Origin of the sequence: Povalibacter sp. (assembly GCF_036520495.1) — a bacterium.
Classification (GTDB): Bacteria; Pseudomonadota; Gammaproteobacteria; order Steroidobacterales; family Steroidobacteraceae; genus Steroidobacter.
This window is the reverse complement of record NZ_DATDJO010000038.1, coordinates 86,322-105,629: the sequence shown is the minus strand read 5'-3', so window position 1 is coordinate 105,629 and position 19,308 is coordinate 86,322. Positions and strand designations below refer to the sequence as shown.

The window sequence follows — 19,308 nt, the reverse complement described above, 5'->3', positions numbered from 1 at the left end:
AACCCCCAAGCCTACGAGAGGCTTGTTACAAAATCGTCGAAAGAGAATTCGCGCTGCACGGTGAGGCTGCCGTCGAGCTCCCGCAGGACGATCGATGGCATGCGCACGCCGTTGAACCAGTTCTTCTTCACCATGGTGTAGCCCGCGGCGTTCTGGATCGTCAGGCGATCGCCAACTTCCAGCGGCTTGGCGAACGCGAACTCGCCGAAAATGTCGCCCGCGAGACACGACTTGCCGCACACCATGTAGCGATGCGAACCGGCGTTCGGTTCGATGCGGGCCGTCTCGCGATAGATCAGCAGATCGAGCATGTGCGCTTCGATCGAGCTGTCGACGATCGCCAGATGCTTGCCGTTGAACAGCGTGTCGAGGACCGTGACTTCGAGCGTCGTCGAATTCGTGACGGCCGCTTCGCCCGGTTCCAGGTACACCTGCACGCCGTAACGCCCGGAAAATTCTTTCAGTCGATCGCAGAAGCGGTCGAGCGGATAATTCTCGCCCGTGAAGTGAATGCCGCCGCCAAGGCTGACCCACTCGACACGTTCGAGAAGACTGCCGAAGCGTGCTTCGATCTGCGCCAGCATGCGATCGAACAGATCGAAATCCGCGTTCTCGCAATTGTTGTGGATCATGAATCCGGTGATGGCCTCCAGCACGCCTTCCACCTTCGCCGGGTCCCATTCGCCCAGGCGACTGAACGGGCGCGCCGGATCGGCGAGATCGAAGCTGGAACTGCTGACCTGCGGATTGAGTCGCAGGCCGCGCGGCAGATTCGCGGTGCGATCCTTGAAGCGATTCAGCTGCCCGATCGAATTGAAGATGATCTTGTCGGCGTTGCGCGCGACTTCGTCGATTTCGTGACGGGCGAACGCCACGCTGTAGGCGTGCGTTTCGCCGCCGAACTTCTCGCGCCCGAGCTTTACTTCGTTCAGCGAGGACGACGTCGTTCCGTCCATGTGCTCGCGCATCAGGTCGAACACCGACCAGGTCGCGAAGCACTTCAGCGCGAGCAGGACCCTGGCGCCCGAGCGCTCCCGAACACGCTGAATCCGTTGCAGATTCCCGAGCAGACGTCCCTTGTCGATGAGGTAGTACGGAGTCTCGATCATCTCTGCAGAAGGCCAGCCGCCACCGAAGGGGCGCGTATGTTACCGACCCCGGGCCTTTTTGGAAGGATTTTGAGCAGTTAGCGTCGCCGCAGGCGTTTGAACAGCCATGGACTTATCGCAAGATCCGCTTCCGCCTGACGTTGTCCGGGACAGGCCCCCACCGCCAGCGGCAGAGCCCGCCAGTGGCAAGCGTGTGCCGGGAAAGCACGTCGACCCGGATCGGGCTCTTCCGCCAATGCTGGGGTCGGCTTTCCCCGTAGGACTTGCATTGGCCGCAGGGAATCCCGCGATGAAGCTGCAGCACGAGAACGGCAGCGCGCTCACAGTGACGGGGAATAGCGCGGTGCAGGGCCGCGGTCGGCACACCACGTGGCACGAAGCCCTTGCCGCGCACGCGCCAGTCGGTCCAGGCCACGGCATCGATTCGATAGAATGGCTCGATGGATATTTTCGATAGTGCATCGGGCTCGTTGCAGAGCTACCCGTGGGTCATGACGACGTTGCAGGTCGTCCTGCTCGTGCTGGTCATCTGGTTTGCGAATACGCTGACCCGTTCGCTGCTGGTGCGCTCGGTCACGCGCGCCGTGAAGCTGGCGCCATCGCAGTGGGATGCTGCGATCCTCGGACGCGGCGTGATCGCCAGGCTCGCGAACGTGGTACCGGCACTGATCGCGTACTACGGGATCGCGTTCGTGGAAGGGTTGCCGCATGGCGCGGTGACGCTCGTGCGCGGCGTTGCGAGTGCGTATGTCGTGCTGACGATCGCGCTGTCGCTGGCGAATCTGTTGAATGCCATCGGGGCGATTTACGAACAGCGCGATCCCGAGCGGGCTCGTGCGCGTCCCATCAAGGGCTATCTGCAGGTCGCGAAGCTCGTGATCTACCTGCTTGCCGCGATCCTGATGGTTGCAACACTGTTCAATCGCGACCCGCTGTTGTTGCTGTCCGGCCTCGGTGCGATGACTGCGGTACTCATGCTCGTCTTCAAGGATACGCTGCTCTCGCTGGTGGCCAGCGTGCAGCTCTCCACGCACGACATGCTGCGGGTGGGCGACTGGATCGAGATGCCGCAACTGAATGCGGACGGCTTTGCGATCGACATATCGCTGCACACCGTGAAGGTGCAGAACTGGGACAAGACGATCACGACGATTCCGACGTGGCGCCTCATCAGCGAGAGCTACAAGAACTGGCGCGGCATGTTCGAGTCGGGCGGCCGTCGCATCAAGCGCTCGCTGTTCCTCGATCAGACATCGGTGCGGTTCCTTTCTGCCGAAGAGCGAACACGACTGCGGCGCTTGGCCCTGATGGCTGACTACCTGGATGGCAAACAGGCGGAGCTGGAAGAGTTCAACGCCAGGCTCCTCGCGGAAGGCAAGGACACGGTGAATACGCGTCGCGTCACCAACGTGGGCACCTTCCGCGCCTATGTGCAGGCGTATCTACGCAATCATTCGCTGATTCACCAGGACATGACGTTGCTCGTGCGCCAGCTGCAGCCGGGTCCGCAGGGCCTGCCGCTCGAAATCTACTGCTTCACGTCGACGACGGCGTGGGCCGACTACGAAGGCATTCAGGCGGATATTTTCGATCACCTGTACGCGATCCTGCCGCAGTTCGGCTTGCGCGTGTTCCAGCAGCCGAGTGGCGAGGATGTCCAGCGCGCAGTGGCGAGTTGGAAGATGGTTGCGAGTGGCGGGGCCCGTCAGATCGGCGGATGCGAGAACGCGACGGGTGATCGCTAGCGCCGTGCCGGTGATCGCCAGCGCCGTGCCGACGATCGCTGGCACGGGCCTGGCGATCGGTCGGCGGTGCACGGCGCTGGTCACTTATCTGTACTGGCGGTCGCGTGATTTCAGCGACACCTCGCGCCCGAAGTAGTACGACAGTCCGATCTGGAACGTGCGCGTTTTTGGCGATTCCTCAGTCATCGAATAGCCCAGTCGTACGCTGAGCACATCGCCGAGCATTTCGGGCTGATGCTCTACCAGGATGCCGTACGTGTTCTCGTCGTACAGATCGTGACCGGACAACGCAATCTTGAGGCTGTCGAGCGGATACCAGCTCGTCGTCAGCATCGTCGACTCGAGTTCCGGCCCATCGTCCAGCGTGGTGGTGGTGTGAGCCACACCGAACGTGAAGTCACCGAGGTAGTACTCGGCGTCGATACGATAGTGTTCGGTGCTCAGCGTGTTCTCGCCCGTGACCGGAAACAGCGAGCCGCCATTGCAGTCCGGCGACAGCTTGCCGGTGCCATAGCTGGCGCCGATCCGGCCCCACGTCGGCAGACGGAAGAAGAGCGAGGCATCGCCGCCGTAACTGTCGAAGTTGCACGAGGGACGTCCGCCGGGAAGTGATCCACTGTCGTCCTCCAGCACATCCCGTGTGCGCACGCTCGATTCGGAGTAGCGGCCGCCGAGTGACAGGCCGAAGTAGCGGCCGAGCGGCAAGGTCGCAATGAGATTGGCGCCGAGCGTGCCATTCGATGTGCTGTCCTTCGTGTCGCTGTCGATGCTCGACATGCCGAGTTCGAAATGCACGGTCTCGACGGCGCGATTCTCGGCCAGCGCACTGTGGCAGAGGAGCGCCGATGCGGCGACGGCCGCGCCCGCATAGATTCGTGGTGTCATGATGGTGTCGCCTTATGGATCGAGCGGGGCCGGCAGCACGACGATCTGTGTCGTACCCGCAATGAACAGTGTTTTGCCGTCCGCACTGATGGTCATCTTCGCGCTGGCGCCGGGCGCAGCGGCGAGGGGAGTTGCTGCACCGAGTGCCGTGAAGGCTGCGCCATTCTTGGTGGCCGAGATATCGAACGTCAGAATGCCGGCAGCCGCGCTGTCGTACGTGTAGGCGCGCTTGCCATCGGGACGCAGACTCACCGCAAGCGTCGTCTCGGGAAGCTTGCCGAGCAGCGCGAAGTCGGCGCCATAGACATTCACACCATTGAGCACCAGCCGCGTCGCATCGCGATCCAATACCGGTGCGACCGAGTTCTGATTCAACGCCACGCCCAAGGGGGAAAAGGTGCCCGACGCGGCGGCGTAGGTGTAAGCGGCCGGTGCTGTGGTGAGCGTGGAATCGCCCTGAATGATGCCGATGAGGGCGCCATTGGTGGATGAACCCATGCTGGCGTTGTTGAGCGCCGTGGGCAGCTTCGTCATGACGCCGGTGCGAACGATGTAGGTGTACAACTCGGTCGCTTTGCTTTCGGCAATGCCGGTGGTGACGATCGCCAGATTGTTGTTGGCGACGGCCAGAGTCTTCAGGAAGCTCTTTTCCGGCAGGGAAGGTGCGGCGATGGTCGTCGCCGGCGCGAGCGTAACGGGATCGAGCGGAGTCAGGCCGGTTCTGGACAGTGCGAGCAACTGCGCGCCGTCGGTCGATAACGCAATGTCCCGCACACCCGCGATGGCAGTAGTCGTCGCGGGTTCCCACGCACCGCCGGCATGGGCATAGCGGACCACGGTGCCATCTGCGATATCGGTCGAGACCAGCAGGGCATCACGCTGTGCATCGTGACGCAGGGACGTCACCGCGGTGACCGCCGCAGGCCACGGCAGCGTCTGCGCCGTGCGGGTAACCGCGTCGACTGCAATCAATGTGGCCGTGCTCGGCGGTGTGCCCTCGTGCGTCGGAATCCCCAGAGAAACGGCATAGCTGCCCGCGGGCAGCGCCGGATACGCCGCGCGGATTTCGCTGCCATTGACGACCGTCAGGGACGTTGCGGCAACGTCGCCGAACTTCACTGACTGGATGGCGTAGCCATTGAAACCAGAGCCGCGGATGACGGCAGTGCCCGATACGCCCGCGGTCGCGACATTCGGTGCGACGTAGTCGACCACCGGGGAGATCTGGTACTTCGCCGTAACGGTCTGTGAGCCACCGGCTTCAAGGCGGCTGCAGGCGGTGTCGGCGCAGAAATATCCGGTGACGGCGAGGGTCCCGGTGAACCGCCCGGCACCGATGGTGGCGGGATCGCTTGGCGTGACGACGATCTGCGCCGTCGTGCCGTTCACGGCCGTCGTGACTTTGGCAATTCCCTGGCCGGTATGGACCACGGACAGATTGGCAATTCCTGCCGAGAAACTTGCAGTAATCGTCTGTGCGGCGGGCGTTGCCGCGGTGGGTGCTGCCGCGCTGAAGGTCAGCGAGTGAGTGGATAATTCGATCTGCCTGGAAGTTTCGTTGTCATCGCTGCTGCCCGAACAGGCGCAAAGCGACAGCAACAATGCGACGCCCGCAACGCGGCGCGCACCGGTCAAATGATGCACTGGCTCTTCCTTTCAGTTGTATGGCGCGCACCGACAGGCGCACAAGCGTTTCATGCCGCGCGGGCGTGGATCAGTCGAAGTGTTCTTCAGCACGCAGTCGGCGGGCGGAACCGTAGCGTTCCGAGACTTAACGCAACCTGTATGGAGGGCAACATCAGAGCTTCCACTGGTCGTTCGCGCATTCGGTGCGACTGATCGTCTTGCGTAGCGGCCGATCGCAATCCCGCACTCGCGTTCGGCGTGTCTGTGTCTCAGTTCGACGAAGTTTTGTTCGCCGGACAGGACGCGCCGGCTATCCTCGGGCCCCCTTTCATCACATGGATTGACTCCTGACGTGGATTTTCGGATCCGACTGAAAATAGCGGCTGGCAAGCGACTGGCGCGTCGCGGTGGGATCAATCCGCCGCCGATCGGCACCTGGGAGCGCGCCGGCTGGGACGAATGGCACGACGCACTCGACTGGGAACGGCGTCAGCGCGAAGAGCGCGAAGAGCGCGAAAGCCAGGCACATATCACTACCGGTTACTTCAAGCCCATCCGCCGGAAACATGCCTGGTTGCCCGGCAGTATTACCACTTCCCCGATCAGGCAAATCGCCGTGGCGGTTTCCCTTTGCGGAATGTTCTATGTGGCCGGTCGATTCGCCTTTCGCTGGTTTTACTGACTTGAAACATTCGCATCGCCCGGCCAAGCGTCGAGCAGCAACAGTAAGCTCTCGGCATCAACGGTTGCCGGGATCGAACGCGTGGATGGGGAGTCCGGGTGCTACGCTCAGTTCCTGTTCACCCGTATTCCAGGCCCCATGACGGACACACCCCGCGAACCTGTTGTCATTCCTCATGCCGAGCTGTCGGGGGATGCGCTGCGCAGCGTGATCGAGTCATTCGTACTGCGCGAAGGTACGGAGTACGGCAGCCGCGACTATTCGCTCGATGAGAAAGTGGCGCACGTCATGCGCCAACTCGAGCGGGGTGAGGCGCGCATCGAGTTCGATCCGGTGATAGAGAGCGTCGATATCGTTCCAGTGCGTGCAGGCCGGTCGACGACCTCGCGATAGATCCGGATCGTCAGACGAGCGAGAGCTGAAGCATGTCCATTCGCCAACAGCTCAACCATGTCACGTTGGATTGAAAGATCAGGAAATCGATGGCGCATTCCGGTCGGCCGGCTTGACTTATAAATAACCATCGGGCTATAAAATAGCCAACAGGTTATCTATTACACATGCCCAACACTCACGACGTGCTCTTCAGAACGCTGTCCGATCCGACCCGGCGGGCTCTTTTCGAACGACTGTGTCGCGAGGGGGAGCAGACGGTCGGAGCCCTGACAGCGGAGGCCGGTATCTCGCAACCGGCTGTCTCCAAGCATCTTGGGTTGCTGAAGCGGGCGGGGTTGGTGCGTGAACGTCGCGAGGGTCGCCAGACTCACTACAACGCGCAACTCAGTGCGCTGGCGCCGCTGATCGACTGGACCAGTCAGATGACAGGGTTCTGGCAAAGCCGCTTCAATGCACTCGAAGACCTGTTGAAAAGGATGGACCAGTGAACGACACATCGACTGAAACGCTCAGCGTCGTTGTGGAACGGGAAATTCCCTTCCCGCCGGAAAAACTCTGGCGCGCGCTCACGCAACCACACCTCATCGAGGAGTGGCTCATGAAGAACGACTTCAAGTCAGTCGTGGGTCACCGTTTCAATCTTCGCGGCGAGTGGGGCGGCGTGCTGGATTGCGAGGTCCTCGCCATCGAGCCGCATCGGATGCTGTCGTATACCTGGGATTTTGCGCACGACGATGCGGCCTACGCTCTCAAGAGCGTAGTGACCTTTACGCTCACACCGACGAGTTCAGGCACGCATCTGCGCATGGAGCAGTCAGGCTTCCGCAAGACTCAGAAGCAGGCCTGCGGCGGCGCCAGGGCCGGATGGCAGAAGTTCTTTGCAAACCTGGAGCAGGTGGTGGCGCGGATCGACTGACGTCTGTCGACGTCGTCCGGTCACCTTGGGTGCGACTCCATAAGGAGGGTTCTCATGAGCGGGAGCAAGTGGATTCGGCAATTTCACCGCTGGGTATCCATTGCCTTTACGGTGGCCGTCATCATCAACCTCATCGCGCTGGCGCGGCAGGAACAAGCGGTCTGGGTGGGGCTGCTGGCGCTGTTGCCGCTCGTCCTGCTCCTGTTCACTGGTCTGTACTTGTTTGTGCTGCCCTATGCAGCCCAGTGGCGCAGCGGTCGGCGCGCTGTCGAAGTGGAGTGAGCGGCAGCGCCAGGTGAACAACATGAGACGTGCCGCCACTGAAAGGCAAACGCCGCCCGGAGGTGGCGTTGCTATGGAGGGTTGTTCGTCGGTTCGCAGCGTGACGATCAGGTCGGGCGCCTGCGCGACCTGATCGATCCTTGCTCAGATCACGCCGAAGGCCAGCATGGCCTCTGCCACGCGTTTGAATCCGACGATGTTGGCGCCGATGACATAGTTGCCGGGCGAGTTGAACTCCCTGGCCGTTTCGAAACAATCGCGGTGGATGTTCTGCATGATCTCGTGCAGCCGCTTCTCCGTGTGCTCGAACGTCCAGGCATCGCGGCTGGCGTTCTGTTGCATCTCGAGTGCCGACGTGGCGACACCGCCGGCGTTGGCCGCCTTGCCTGGGCCGTACGCGATCCCGGCCGACTGAAACACGCGCACGCCACCCGGCGTCGTGGGCATGTTCGCGCCCTCGCCGACGGCGATGCAGCCGTTCGCAACGAGCTTGCGTGCCGCCGTCTCGTCGAGTTCGTTCTGAGTGGCGCATGGCAGCGCGACCTGGCACGGGATGTCCCACAGGCGTCCGCGCTCGATGTAGCGCGAACCGCTGCGAATTTCGCTGTAGCGGCTGATGCGGCAGCGTTCCACTTCCTTGAGCTGCTTCAGCAGCGGCAGATCGATGCCGCCTTCGTCGTAGATCACGCCATTCGAGTCGGAACATCCCACGACGCGCGCGCCGAGCTGTTGCAGCTTCTCGATCGCGTAGATGGCGACGTTGCCCGAACCGGAGACCACGCACGTCTTGCCTTCGAGGCCTTCGCCGCGCGCCAGGAGCATTTCCTGCGTGAAGTAGACGGTGCCGAAACCGGTGGCTTCGCGGCGCACCAGCGCACCGCCCCAGCTTGGATTCTTGCCGGTCAGCACGCCCGATTCATAGCGGTTGGTGATGCGCTTGTACTGTCCGAACAGATAGCCGATCTCGCGCGCGCCCACGCCGATGTCGCCGGCCGGAACGTCGGTGAATTCGCCGATGTAGTGATACAGCGTCGTCATGAAGCTCTGGCAGAACCGCATGATCTCGCCGTCGGATCGGCCCTTGGGATCGAAGTCTGCGCCGCCCTTGGCACCGCCGATCGGCAGGCCCGTGAGCGCGTTCTTGAAGATCTGTTCGAAGCCGAGAAACTTGACGATGCCCAGATACACCGACGGATGAAAGCGGATCCCGCCCTTGTACGGGCCGAGCGCACTGTTGAAGCCCACCCGGAAGCCGCGAGCAATCTGCACCTCGCCGCGATCGTCCTGCCAGGGCACACGGAAGATCAGCTGACGTTCGGGTTCACAGATGCGCTCGATGATCTTGTGTTCTGCGTACTCGGGATGTTTGTCCAGCACCGGACCCAGGGTCTCCAGTACTTCTTTGACGGCCTGGTGAAATTCGGCTTCGCCCGGATTCCTGCGGATGACCTCACGATAAATTTCTTCGATGCGCTCGACGCCTTTCAAAATAGCGATCCCCTCGGTCCGGCCGTGTGGATGAAGTAGTTATCAGCAACGGCCGCTACCTGGCCGCACCATACTGGAGCATACAGGAGTGAGTTATGGGTCGTTCATCCGGGAGGACCCGCAACATTCACTCAGGATCGGCTCCGTCGCCTAAGCGTGCGAGATCACGATCTTGCCGACGTGCCCACCGCTCTTGAGGAACTCGTATGCGGCAGGGGCTTCCGCAAACGGGAATACGCGGTCCACGAGCGGCTTGATGTTGTTTGCGGCAAAGGCGCGCAGGACATCCTCCAGTGTCCGGCGGCTGCCGCTCGTGATGCCCCGCAGCAGCAGGTTGCGCAGCGTGACCGGGCGCAACGTGGTGGAGATCGCGCCATCGAGCGCGCCGATCAGGCCGATGCGTGCGTTGGGCGCCGTGCAGGCGAGCGATCGGTCGAGGGATGAACCGCCCACTGTGTCGACAACCACACCCACACCGCGACCATCGGTGGCCTCGAGCACGCGTTTTTCCCAGTCTGCATGCGTCCGGTAGTTGACCGTGATCTGCGCGCCGAGCGCACGCATTCGCTCCAGCTTGGCGTCGCTCGATGAAGTGATGACGACGCGTGCCCCGGCCATGCGTGCAATTTGCAGCGCCATGACCGATACGCCACCCGTGCCGAGCGTGAGCACGGTTTCGCCGGCCTGGACCTGTGCGAACTGCTGCAGCGTGAACCACGCGGTGACCGCCGCGGCGGGCATGGCCGCGGCCTCGACGTCGCTCAGTTCGTCAGGAACCCTGACGAGCGATGCGGCCGGTCGCACGACCCTGTCCGCGAGCCAGCCATCGGTGCTGCTGCCGAGATCCTGTTCGAGCACCCGCGGGTCGTAGCGTCCGTCGAGCCAGTTCACGAAGTGCGGACACGACACGCGATCGCCGATGTTGAATCCGGTGACATCGGCGCCCAGTGCGGTGACAACACCTACACCATCGCCGAGCGGGATCATCGTGGCGGGCCGAGGGCGCACGCCGTAGCCGCCGCTCACGATCGCAAGATCGCGATTGTTGAGAGCGCTGGCGCGGACTGTGATCAATACCTGGCCGGGGCCGGGAAGAGGTTGTGGCCGGCTCGCACGCCGCAGCGATGCGATGCCCTTGCGCTCGCCAAGTTCCCAGGCCTCGATCCGTTGCATGGACGTCAGTCCTGCTGATTTGCCCTGCGCGGTCGTGCTACCCGCCAATGCGGCGCTGGCGCCGAGCCCGGCAATCGCTCCGAGCGCGGAGCGGCGAGAGACGGTGATATCGGACACGCATGGACCTTCGTTGGTGGTCTCGCCGAAAGCGAGGGCGCAATGGTGTCAGCAACCACAGTGCCGGCCTATTCCTCTGGCTCATCCCCCCTGTACTTGGCTCATGACTCGCGACGCTGCGCGGGGGTTTCCGGAATGGCGACGATGAACGAGTGTCATCGAACAGCCAGCGGGTCACTCCGAACGGGGCCATCGCCGGTTTGTAATCCAGCCTGCAGGGGGCGCAGGATCGCTCTGTCTGGTTGAGATTCCCGAGCCTGGAATCGATGAAGTGTTCCCCAGCCACAAGGACGACACGCGATGATGGGATACACGAGAGTACTGATGCTGCTTGGCGCAGTTCTGTTGTCGGGCTGTGCGGCGTCGACGTTCACGACGACATGGAAGACACCCGAGGCGACGCCACTGGGGTTCAGAGGCCAGAAAGTCGTGGCAGCGGTGCTGCTCCAGGACGAGGCCGCGCGTCGTCTGGCAGAAGACCGGTTGGCCTATGAAATCTCCGCCCGTGGCGCGGAGGGCCGAACCTTGTATTCGCTGGTGCCGGGCGCGGCTGTCGGCAATGAACAAGAGGCGCGTGCCGCGCTGGAGGCAGCAGACGTGAAGGGCGTCATCGTGATGCGCCCGATTCATGTCGACAAGAATGTCCGTGTCACGCAACCGTATCAGGAGCAGTCCTATGCGAGCTTCTGGGGCGGCTACTACGGCTCCGGCGTTGCGCTGTCGTATTCGTCGCCACGGGAAAGCACGGTGAGTGAGACGACCGTCGTCTACGTTGAAACGCTGGTGTACTCGCTCGAGCAGAACAAGCTGGTCTGGGGCGGTCTGAGCAAATCGACGAATCCCGAGACCCTGGCGGAGCTGATCGCAGAACTGTCGAAAGCGGCGACGTCCGAACTCGAGAAGGCCGGACTGATCAGTAAGCCGTGAGATTCTGGCCCGAGGTCTCCTGCCGCGTCGCCCATCGAACGCCTGGATTCACCCGGGCAGTCGCAACTCCAGGAATTTTGTGGGCGTCAGCCAGTCGCGGAATCCGAGCTGGTCGTACAGCTTCACGGCGATGGGATTGTCCGTTGCGACTTCAACGTTTACGAAGGCGCAGTTGCGTTCCCGCCCCAGCCCGATGGTTGCCTCGACGAGCGCTCGTCCATAGCCGCGCCCGCGATACCGATCGCATACGAAGAGATCATGCAGCTTGAGCATCTCCTTCCCTGAGAACGTGGAGAGCTGTCGAAAGCAGATGGCCAGTCCGCAAACTTCCGTGCCTTCGACCAGCAAGAGCACGTGCTTTGCCGGGAAGTTCGCCAGCGCTGGAATGAGTCGTGCGCGTTCATCATGGGTCATCGCTTGCCGCCGACCGAACTCGCTGGCGGCATGCGCTGCAATCATCTCCACGATGGCACTGCAATGCCGTTCATTCGACAGGTCCGCTTCAATGATCCGATGCATGAATCAGTCTCCGTGAAGCGTGATGGTGCACGGCTGAATCCATCGACTGCGCCCGCGATGCCCGCGGGCGCTCGACCCGAAAACGACAGCGGCTTGCGATGGATTAAAGCAGCGCTCCGAGGATGCCGCTGATCTGCGGGCTGACCATCTGGCTCGCGGCCTCGCGAGCCAGCGGTGAGGCCACTGCGGTTGCGAGCGCACTGTTGAGGTTCTTCGAAATTGCCTGGGTCTGTGCCCCCGTGAGTTCCCTGGCGCCGGCGGTGATCTGTGCGCTCGTCAAAGGTGCCGCACAGCCGCCACCGAGCGAGGCGCACAGCTGGTTCGCGATCTGCCCCGTCAACGCCGACCGGTCGGCGCCTTGAAACAAGCTGCTCAGTTGCGAATCCTGGCTCGAGGACTGCAGGAATATCGAGGCCAGTTGCATCACCGTGTTCATGCCGCCGAGTTGCTGGAAGAGCGAGCCGCCGCCTGCGGACGAGCCGCCGCCCGTCTGGCATCCGCCCAGAACCATCGCAAGTGCGGCAATGGCAAGAGGACGGCATGCAAGGCGTTTGAGGTGCTGTTTCATTGAATCGATCCGAATGGTGATGATGGACTGCGCATCCTACATTTTGCGGCGCCCGCAGGGCTGCGGCGAATGCGCCCGATCGGTACGTGCGGGCCTCCGGACCGAGGGGTTGAGGGTTCCTCGGCCCGCGCGATTCATCCATTCGCTGCACACATGCGATCTGGACCGTGAGCGTCGCAGCCTGCTACGTCGGCAATGGTTGGCCCGCTTGCTCCCGGACGACGAACTGCGCGTACCAGTCCGGCCAGTTTTCATCTCGCTCGCCGGTCTTCTCCTCGTGCTCGCCGTGCGCGACCGATGCGCGTCGCAGCGCAGCCGCGAGCTCAACCGGCGAGGTGAATTTCGTGTCCGATGCGTCCACCCGACCGGGCAATCGCGTGGTGACTTCCTGCAGCAGCCAGCCATTGCCGTCCGGGTCACTGAACGAGGCATACGAGGCGTAACTGTGTCGCTGTGGGTCGCGGCCGGGGAGTGGCGGCGTTCCTGGACCGGCAACGTGAAACACCTCGCTCACTTCGATGCCGCGATCGACCAGGTCGGCGCGCGCGGCTTCGATGTCGGACACGACGAGAAACAGACCGCGTGCCGTACCGGGTGCAGCCGGTGTCACTCCCTTGCCGAAGTGGATCGAGCACGCTGAGCAGGGCGGGGTGAATTGCACGCCCCGAAACGTGTCGCCGACGACGAAGTCGGCATCGAGCCTCCAGCCCAGGTCGCTGTAGAAGCGCTTGGCACGCTCGATGTCAGAAACGGGGATGGCGACGACCTCGAGCGCCATGGTGATTCTTTGTGCTCGTGTCGTTCCGACTGCGGCATCGCTGCGTACCTGCGTACTGCTCATATCCGGCTCCTCAGGTTGGATTGACGGCAACTCCACGGCGCGGATCTCAGCACGGGCGTGGGGGCGAATCCATTGGGGCCTTCCGCGCGGAATTTCTGGCAGTGATGGTCCCGTTACCTGCCAGCCGCGACCGGACTCAACGGATATACTGCGGCGCCTGCCAGCGAATCTTCCCATCTTGCACGCCGCATCCGCTTCGCTCCATCGTCCCGTCCTCGGTATTGCCCTGAAGCTCGGCTCGGTCGTGCTTTTTGCCGGGATGACGTTGTGCGTCAAGCTCCTCGGGCCGCAGATACCGCCCGGACAAAGCATTTTCGTGCGGGGCATCATCTCGGTGCTGGTGCTTGCCTTCATCGCCTGGCGGACGCAGGGGCTGCAACTGTTGCAGACGCGTAACTGGCGATCGCATGCGTTGCGCTCGCTGTCAGGCACGGTCAGCGTGTTCTGTCTCTTCATCGCGGTCACGATGATTCCGCTGGCAGATGCCACGGCGATCTCCTTCACCGCGCCGATGTTCCTGACCGTCCTGGCCCTGGTGTTCCTCGGCGAGAAAATTCATCGATTCCGCTGGACTGCGCTCGGCATCGGCTTTCTGGGCGTGCTGATCATGATTGGCCCCCACCTGTCTTTTTCGCAGGGCGTATCACTCGGCGTGATGGCGGCGCTGGGAAATGCCGTTTTCTCGGCGATCGCCATGGTGTTCCTGCGCAGCATGAGCGGCCGTGAGCATGCGATCACGATCACCTTCTACTTCTCGCTGACGACCATGGCCTGCGCCGCCCTGACCGCGCTGCAGGGATGGCCAGTGCCAACGACGACGCAATGGCTGTTGATCGTGCTGACCGGACTGTTCGGTGTCTTCGGGCAATTGCTGCTGACGTATTCCTATCGCTACGCCGAGGCGTCGGCCATTGCACCGCTCGATTACAGCAACATGATCATGGCGGTGATCCTCGGCTACGTGTTCTTTGGTGAAATCCCGTCGCTCGCCGTGTGGATCGGTGCGCCCCTGGTGGTGGGGGCAGGCCTGATCATCCTGTGGCGCGAGTATTACTTGAAGAAGCAGCTCAGCACGCCGACCGTGGATGCGTGAGACTGGACGACGCTTCCGTAGGTCAGTGCCATTGTCCCGAAGGAAGGCGGGCGCTCGCTCGGTAGCGCCCGCGGGTAATTCCGCCTCGATCAGCGCCAGCGCCAGGCAATTCCCGCGCCGACGAAATCGATGTGATCGTGGTCGATGCCGTAACGCGTGCCTTCGATGTGCAGGCTCAGGTTGCGATACAGGTTCACTTCCACGCCGACGCCGAAGAGCGCATCGCTGCCGTCGTCCTTGCGCTTCACGGTCTGGACGGATGCATTGTCCGTGCGGATGTCAGCGTCCCAGACAAACATACCGGCCCGCGCAGTGATCGCTGCTCGCGATGCAAAGTCATAGCGGGCCACTGCAGCAAGATCGAAGCCGCCGCCGGACACGGGATGCAGGTGATTGGTGTCGGCGACGAATTGCGGCACATCGGCGATTGCGCCGGCAAAGCGCGTTTCGAGTTCGCCGAGATCGACGTAGCCTGCTTCCAGCGCCAGGTAGCTATTCCATTGATAGCCGGCATGCACGCGCCACGCGGTGCGTCTCGCATCATCTACCGACGCAGTCGCGTCGTGGCCCAGTGCCTGCAGCGCGCGAGTCAGTTCACCCTCGCTGATGTCGCTGCGTGCCTGGCCCAGGGTTGCGCCTGCGTACCAGTGAGGTTGCTCATCCGCGGTCGCCGTCATGCTCAGTGTCGACAGCGCGGCGACCGAGGTCCAGCGACCGCTGCGCTTCGCGCCGCGCAGTGCTGCGATCGCAAGGCCCGCGGACAGCAGCCAGAAGTTGAATGAGCCACCGCCACCGCTGCCCCTGGATTTGCCAGTGACGACGACGTTGTTCAGTGAACCCACGCCGCCTGGATCGACCACCGATCCATTGGCCTCGTTGTCGGCATCGTTCGGACCGCCGTCGCGAATCGTCAGGCGCACGCACCAGTCACCGGGATTCAGGCCGGGGCGATAGGCGCTGCTGGATGGCGGTGGGCAGAAGCCTTCTTCGCCCGCTGCAGAGGCCAGTCGATTGCTGTCGTCCTCGACGAAGTTCTGCCAGCGACCCGACGCATTGTCGAACTTGCGATACACGGGCTGCGCCGGGATCACCGCGCGCTGCGGAATCACGACGCCGGTACTTGCGCCGGCCACCGGCAGGTCGGAGACCACGAAGTCGAAGTAGCCGCCCACATTGTTGATGGAGTCCGCGACCAGTCGGCTTCCTGTCACACCGCTCGCGAGTTCCGTCTGATACTGGCCGTGCATTACCGCGTAAGCGCCGAGGGCGAGCCGGGTACCGGGATCCGACTCCATCAAGTGATGGGTCAGCTGTCCGGACCGCTCAGGCAACACGTTCGGCACTCTCGGTGCGTAGCCCGGATGATCCGGCAGACCGTTGGGCAGGAATTGCGTCGCGCCCGCTGGCAACGCCGGCACTGTTTCGAGCACGACGAGTTCGAAGACGTTGCGTGACACCGCCTGCGGTGTGCCGTTGTCCGTCACGACCAGCTCGAAGCGATGGACGCCGACAGGCAGGCTCGCCGGATCGATCGTGATGCCCTGTGCGGTGGTCGTGAACACGGCGCCGCTCGGACCGCTCCACCGCAGGGTGTGCGTATCGTTGCTGTTCGGGTCATTGATGTAGGCATCGAGTGAGATCGGACCGCCGTCACGCGCGACGGCGGGACGCGCAACGCCGTCCTGCGTCTGCGACAGTGTGATCGTCGGTGCCTTGTTGAGCGACGTGAACGTCACCGTCAGCGGGCGACTGTTGCGACCGGCATCGTCCTGCACGGTCAGCTGCACGTGACGATCCGGCGAGCCGGCTGTCATGGTGTGCAGGACTGCGAAGCCGACTTCCTTTTGTGTTTCGCCTTCGTCGAATACGACCTGTCCGTCTTGCAGGTCGTGACCCTGCAGGTCGCCGCTCGCGGCGTAGTTCACGGTGAGCGGATACACCGGCGACGGGCCGTTCAGCGCGATGCGGAAAAAGCCCGAGTTGCCGGCCTGTCCGCCGATCGTCATGTCCGGACCAAGCGAAATCGTAGGCCAGACGTACAGGATCTGCTGCACCGTCGAGCGCACACCACGTGCGTCGGTGGCCTGCCACGTGAGTACGTGCCGGCCGGGTTCATAGCGCGCTGGCGCGTCCACGAGTGTCACTTCGAGTTCAGTGCCATCGAATGCAAGCGCCTGCGGGCGTTCGCTGCCTGGCAGCTGTGTGAGCAACTGCGATGCGTGCAACTCGAGCGAAGCGGGCGGTTCCGAGCCGAAGGTCGGTTCAGTTCTGTGGAAGCTGGCGGTGATCGAGCAGGTGCCTGCGATGGCGGCGGTCGTGAACGTTGCGCCATTCAAGGTGCCGCTGCAGCCCGTCACACCGCTGATGCTGTAGCCGGTTGCAGCCGACACGGCAAAGGACGCGGCTTCGCCGTGGAGCACTGACACACTGGCCGGCGTGATGCTGCCGCCCGTGTCGGCAGTCGCACTGACGGTGTATTCCAGGCGGGAGAAGCTCGCGGTGACTTCGCAGGCACTCGTGATGGCGCCCGTCGTGAAGGTGCCGCCCGAGAGCGTGCCGTTGCAACCGGCGACGTCCGCGACGCGGTAACCGGCATTCGGCGTGATGTTGAAAGTCGTCGTGCTGCCGGAAGCAACGGTTGCGCTGCCCGGATCGATGGTGCCGCCAGTGCCCGCCGAAGCCGTGACCGCGATGCCGCTGTTGCCCGTATCGACCGCGACGTCACCCACGATGGAGTCGAGGCTGTCCAGCGAACCCGCCGCGTAGTACCAGGTGAATTCCTCGCTCGTGCCGGGAGCCAGATCCGCCATGCGCACGAACAACGCGTAGGAGCCATCGCCGCTAGCCGTGATGGCTGACGTGGCCGGGTTCTGGCGGTAGGAGTTGCTGAAACCGCAGCAGGAGTTGATCGACGTGTGCGCCTTTGGCGACGTGGAATAGAACAGGACGCCGGTGGCGTTGGAGGAAATCTTCAGTGCCGTTGCCTGGGTCGCAGCTGAGCTGACGGCCGTGAATGTGCCATCGACAAGATTGCCGCGCAGCTTGGTGGGGCGGTCGCTGGTGCCGACGTAGTCATCGCGGGTGCCGACCCACAGTCGCACGTTGCCGATGCTTGCAGCACTGGTGTTGGTCAGTCGCGTCGTGATCTTGACGAATGATTTGTCGGCAGGCAGCTCATAGGCGCTCCTGAGTTCCAGCGTCTTGTCGCCGATCGTGACAGTGCCGGTCGACACGATCCGTCCATAGCCCTTGGTGGCGCTGGTAGCCGTATGGCCGCTGATGTCCAGGACCTGGTTGGTCAGCGTGGGCTCGACCACCGTGCCGTTGATGTTCCATTCACTGGCGCCGTCACCGTCGATGCCGATCGCGGTGTCGAGCGGATAGGACGAGAAGGTCAGCCGGTACCACTGTGATGCGGTGCCGTCCCAGTAGAAGGGCTGCAGCAGATTGCCGCTCGCGTTGACTGACGCCGCGGCGCCGGTGCCGAAGCGCAGCAGATCATTGTCGAGAACCTGGTACGCAGGTTCGGCGGCGGCGGGGGCTGCGGCACTCAGAAGCCCAAGCAGGGTCATTGCGCAGGCCGCCACCATCTTGCGGGCGTCCGCGAACTTGCCCAGCGGTGCAGGGCAGATCGAACTCAGATTCATCGTCATGGATCTCGGTGTGGTGCAGGACGGCGCAAAGTGTGTTGCGCAGCGCGGACACCGATGTGTGATTCAGTCCTCCTTCCTCAGGACGGCGCGTGTGAGGACCATCACGTGCTTGTGCATTGCAGAGTTAGCGCCATTGCTCGCCCATGGCGGAAGAGTAACGGCGGCCTCGGCGTTTCTCTCAACGACGCGCGCGCTGTTCAGGGGTGATCTAGCAAGCGGTGTCATGGCGCCGGGCGTGAGGCGATTCGGGCGATGTCGCGGTGCGAGCTACGGCGAATCAATGAAGACGGTTTCTGCGCCGCGCTTTTCAAAACACAGATTCACCGTCCGCCCGATGGCGCGGGTTCGGTGATGCGTCATGGCTGGAATCGTGACGGCCTGCCAGGGTTTCAGGCGCAACTCGCGTCCACCCGGCAATTCGATGGCGAGGCAGCCATCGACGACCAGGAAGAGTTCATCCGAGGTGGGATGGAAGTGCCATCGGTAAGTCTCGTCGAACACCGCCAGTCGCAGGCAACTGTCGTTCACCCGGTTGAGGACCATGTTCCGGTACCGCTCGGTAACGGCGGCGCCCTCCGCGAAGAGATCCATGGCGTGAAGGGCCGGATAGCGGACCGGTTCGTTCGAGTAGCTCTCTGCCGTGAACTGCATTGGTTGCTCCTCTGCATGTCAGGGGAGAGTAGAACCTGACTGAACGTGCGAGAAGCGACACTTTGTGCATCAGAACTGTGACTTCAGATTGCAGGTCGCTGCGTCGCCGAAGGCGCTCATCTTTTGGCGAGGAACAGGCGATGACAGCTCGAACAGGCCTCGCGCAGGGTCTTCACCTGCGCCCTGATGGCGGGGAGGTCGTTGGACGCCAGCGTGGTCGTCAGTGTTTTCGATTCCGCCGCCAGCTGGCTCGCGAGCGCCTCGAACTTCACGCGCTCCTGCCAGATGCCGGGAAGCGCGTCGGTGTCGACGCCCGATTCACGGCCGCTGCCGACGGGAAACCAGTGAGCGATGTCGGACGCGAGGGAGCGGATCGTGGCCGCTGCCGTCGTCATCTTGCCGACATCCGGCGAGCCGCTCTTCAGTTGATCGCTGAGCGCCTTGGTGGCCCAGCCCATCGTGTTGAAATTTTCCTGTCGCAACTCGATCAGCTGTCGGGCAGATGCATTTGGGAATGGGGTGTTCGCCATCGCTGTTGCAGCCAGGGCCGCGACGGCGGCACACGTGAGTAGCGCGAGGCCGGCATTCATATGAGCGGAATTGAAAAATCGCATGGAAGTTTCAGTGTGAGTAGGAT

Annotated in this window: 20 protein-coding genes; 9 read left to right on the top strand and 11 right to left on the bottom strand. The window is 62.9% G+C overall.

Features of this window, described 5'->3' with window-relative positions; all coding sequences use genetic code 11:
* Positions 1-11: 11 nt before the first annotated feature.
* Positions 12-1,109 (bottom strand): carboxynorspermidine decarboxylase, encoded by a 1,098-nt coding sequence (locus VIZ63_RS14385; protein ID WP_331610354.1) that lies wholly within the window; start codon positions 1,107-1,109, stop codon positions 12-14.
* Between the two features lie 289 nt (positions 1,110-1,398).
* Between VIZ63_RS14385 and VIZ63_RS14380 the strand changes: the two genes are divergently transcribed.
* A complete protein-coding gene (locus VIZ63_RS14380; protein WP_331610353.1) occupies positions 1,399-1,566 on the top strand; it encodes a hypothetical protein in 168 nt (55 codons plus the stop codon).
* A complete protein-coding gene (locus tag VIZ63_RS14375; RefSeq protein WP_331610352.1) occupies positions 1,550-2,854 on the top strand; it encodes a mechanosensitive ion channel family protein in 1,305 nt (434 codons plus the stop codon). Before VIZ63_RS14380 ends, VIZ63_RS14375 begins: the two co-directional genes overlap by 17 nt.
* An 84-nt stretch (positions 2,855-2,938) precedes the next feature.
* Here the strand turns inward: VIZ63_RS14375 and VIZ63_RS14370 are convergent, their stop codons facing one another.
* Together VIZ63_RS14370 and VIZ63_RS14365 are read right to left on the bottom strand one after the other, a co-directional pair.
* Positions 2,939-3,739, bottom strand: coding sequence for a hypothetical protein (locus tag VIZ63_RS14370; RefSeq protein ID WP_331610351.1), 801 nt, complete (start codon positions 3,737-3,739; stop codon positions 2,939-2,941).
* 12 nt (positions 3,740-3,751) lie between these two features.
* A complete protein-coding gene (locus VIZ63_RS14365) occupies positions 3,752-5,383 on the bottom strand; it encodes an IPT/TIG domain-containing protein (RefSeq protein WP_331610350.1) in 1,632 nt (543 codons plus the stop codon).
* A gap of 334 nt (positions 5,384-5,717) precedes the next feature.
* Between VIZ63_RS14365 and VIZ63_RS14360 the strand changes: the two genes are divergently transcribed.
* The 5 genes from VIZ63_RS14360 (at position 5,718) to VIZ63_RS14340 (ending at position 7,641) form a co-directional block, all read left to right on the top strand.
* The gene (locus VIZ63_RS14360) at positions 5,718-6,047 is read left to right on the top strand and encodes a hypothetical protein (protein ID WP_331610349.1); all 330 of its coding nucleotides are present in this window, start codon (positions 5,718-5,720) and stop codon (positions 6,045-6,047) included.
* Positions 6,048-6,185: 138 nt separating this feature from the next.
* A complete protein-coding gene (locus VIZ63_RS14355; RefSeq protein ID WP_331610348.1) occupies positions 6,186-6,440 on the top strand; it encodes a YheU family protein in 255 nt (84 codons plus the stop codon).
* Between the two features lie 167 nt (positions 6,441-6,607).
* On the top strand, positions 6,608-6,931 hold the full coding sequence (locus tag VIZ63_RS14350) for a metalloregulator ArsR/SmtB family transcription factor (RefSeq protein ID WP_331610347.1): 324 nt from the start codon (positions 6,608-6,610) through the stop codon (positions 6,929-6,931).
* Positions 6,928-7,359, top strand: a complete 432-nt coding sequence (locus VIZ63_RS14345) for an SRPBCC domain-containing protein (protein WP_331610346.1) — start codon at positions 6,928-6,930, stop codon at positions 7,357-7,359. Before VIZ63_RS14350 ends, VIZ63_RS14345 begins: the two co-directional genes overlap by 4 nt.
* 54 nt (positions 7,360-7,413) lie before the next feature.
* Positions 7,414-7,641, top strand: a complete 228-nt coding sequence (locus VIZ63_RS14340) for a hypothetical protein (protein ID WP_331610345.1) — start codon at positions 7,414-7,416, stop codon at positions 7,639-7,641.
* A gap of 144 nt (positions 7,642-7,785) precedes the next feature.
* Here the strand turns inward: VIZ63_RS14340 and gdhA are convergent, their stop codons facing one another.
* Together gdhA and VIZ63_RS14330 are read right to left on the bottom strand one after the other, a co-directional pair.
* Positions 7,786-9,129 carry an NADP-specific glutamate dehydrogenase gene (gene gdhA, locus VIZ63_RS14335; RefSeq protein ID WP_331610344.1) on the bottom strand — a complete coding sequence of 448 codons (1,344 nt, stop codon included), beginning with the start codon at positions 9,127-9,129 and terminating at the stop codon, positions 7,786-7,788.
* Between the two features lie 150 nt (positions 9,130-9,279).
* A complete protein-coding gene (locus VIZ63_RS14330; protein ID WP_331610343.1) occupies positions 9,280-10,419 on the bottom strand; it encodes an NAD(P)-dependent alcohol dehydrogenase in 1,140 nt (379 codons plus the stop codon).
* A 300-nt stretch (positions 10,420-10,719) separates the two neighbouring features.
* Here VIZ63_RS14330 and VIZ63_RS14325 point away from each other — a divergent pair, with 300 nt between their 5' ends.
* On the top strand, positions 10,720-11,346 hold the full coding sequence (locus tag VIZ63_RS14325) for a hypothetical protein (RefSeq protein ID WP_331610342.1): 627 nt from the start codon (positions 10,720-10,722) through the stop codon (positions 11,344-11,346).
* A gap of 48 nt (positions 11,347-11,394) precedes the next feature.
* Here the strand turns inward: VIZ63_RS14325 and VIZ63_RS14320 are convergent, their stop codons facing one another.
* From VIZ63_RS14320 to VIZ63_RS14310, 3 genes are all read right to left on the bottom strand, one after another.
* Complete coding sequence (locus VIZ63_RS14320; RefSeq protein WP_331610341.1) at positions 11,395-11,865, bottom strand: GNAT family N-acetyltransferase; 471 nt, start codon at positions 11,863-11,865, stop codon at positions 11,395-11,397.
* A gap of 103 nt (positions 11,866-11,968) precedes the next feature.
* A complete protein-coding gene (locus tag VIZ63_RS14315) occupies positions 11,969-12,433 on the bottom strand; it encodes a hypothetical protein (RefSeq protein ID WP_331610340.1) in 465 nt (154 codons plus the stop codon).
* Between the two features lie 184 nt (positions 12,434-12,617).
* Complete coding sequence (locus VIZ63_RS14310) at positions 12,618-13,274, bottom strand: VOC family protein (RefSeq protein WP_331610339.1); 657 nt, start codon at positions 13,272-13,274, stop codon at positions 12,618-12,620.
* Between the two features lie 178 nt (positions 13,275-13,452).
* On the opposite strand from VIZ63_RS14310, the gene VIZ63_RS14305 reads away from it, so the two are divergent.
* Entirely contained in the window at positions 13,453-14,367 is a 915-nt protein-coding gene (locus VIZ63_RS14305; protein WP_331610338.1) for a DMT family transporter, read from the top strand.
* Between the two features lie 89 nt (positions 14,368-14,456).
* On the opposite strand, the gene VIZ63_RS14300 is transcribed toward VIZ63_RS14305, so the two are convergent.
* The 3 genes from VIZ63_RS14300 to VIZ63_RS14290 form a co-directional block, all read right to left on the bottom strand.
* Positions 14,457-18,014: an outer membrane beta-barrel protein gene (locus tag VIZ63_RS14300; RefSeq protein ID WP_331610337.1), complete on the bottom strand. Its 3,558-nt coding sequence runs from the start codon at positions 18,012-18,014 to the stop codon at positions 14,457-14,459.
* A 273-nt stretch (positions 18,015-18,287) separates the two neighbouring features.
* Positions 18,288-18,671, bottom strand: a complete 384-nt coding sequence (locus VIZ63_RS14295; RefSeq protein ID WP_331610336.1) for a cupin domain-containing protein — start codon at positions 18,669-18,671, stop codon at positions 18,288-18,290.
* Positions 18,672-18,787: 116 nt separating this feature from the next.
* Entirely contained in the window at positions 18,788-19,285 is a 498-nt protein-coding gene (locus tag VIZ63_RS14290) for a cytochrome c (protein WP_331610335.1), read from the bottom strand.
* Between the last annotated feature and the right edge of the window lie 23 nt (positions 19,286-19,308).

Excerpts from the sequence above, each read along its gene's own strand:
- VIZ63_RS14385 (WP_331610354.1), bottom strand. The coding sequence starts at position 1,109 with ATGATCGAGACTCCGTACTACCTCATCGACAAGGGACGTCTGCTCGGG.
- VIZ63_RS14325 (WP_331610342.1), top strand. The coding sequence starts at position 10,720 with ATGATGGGATACACGAGAGTACTGATGCTGCTTGGCGCAGTTCTGTTG.
- VIZ63_RS14290 (WP_331610335.1), bottom strand. The coding sequence starts at position 19,285 with ATGCGATTTTTCAATTCCGCTCATATGAATGCCGGCCTCGCGCTACTC.
- VIZ63_RS14375 (WP_331610352.1), top strand. The coding sequence starts at position 1,550 with ATGGATATTTTCGATAGTGCATCGGGCTCGTTGCAGAGCTACCCGTGG.
- VIZ63_RS14380 (WP_331610353.1), top strand. The coding sequence starts at position 1,399 with ATGAAGCTGCAGCACGAGAACGGCAGCGCGCTCACAGTGACGGGGAAT.
- VIZ63_RS14310 (WP_331610339.1), bottom strand. The coding sequence starts at position 13,274 with ATGAGCAGTACGCAGGTACGCAGCGATGCCGCAGTCGGAACGACACGA.
- VIZ63_RS14295 (WP_331610336.1), bottom strand. The coding sequence starts at position 18,671 with ATGCAGTTCACGGCAGAGAGCTACTCGAACGAACCGGTCCGCTATCCG.
- VIZ63_RS14300 (WP_331610337.1), bottom strand. The coding sequence starts at position 18,014 with ATGAATCTGAGTTCGATCTGCCCTGCACCGCTGGGCAAGTTCGCGGAC.
- VIZ63_RS14355 (WP_331610348.1), top strand. The coding sequence starts at position 6,186 with ATGACGGACACACCCCGCGAACCTGTTGTCATTCCTCATGCCGAGCTG.
- VIZ63_RS14340 (WP_331610345.1), top strand. The coding sequence starts at position 7,414 with ATGAGCGGGAGCAAGTGGATTCGGCAATTTCACCGCTGGGTATCCATT.
- VIZ63_RS14320 (WP_331610341.1), bottom strand. The coding sequence starts at position 11,865 with ATGCATCGGATCATTGAAGCGGACCTGTCGAATGAACGGCATTGCAGT.
- VIZ63_RS14315 (WP_331610340.1), bottom strand. The coding sequence starts at position 12,433 with ATGAAACAGCACCTCAAACGCCTTGCATGCCGTCCTCTTGCCATTGCC.
- VIZ63_RS14350 (WP_331610347.1), top strand. The coding sequence starts at position 6,608 with ATGCCCAACACTCACGACGTGCTCTTCAGAACGCTGTCCGATCCGACC.
- VIZ63_RS14370 (WP_331610351.1), bottom strand. The coding sequence starts at position 3,739 with ATGACACCACGAATCTATGCGGGCGCGGCCGTCGCCGCATCGGCGCTC.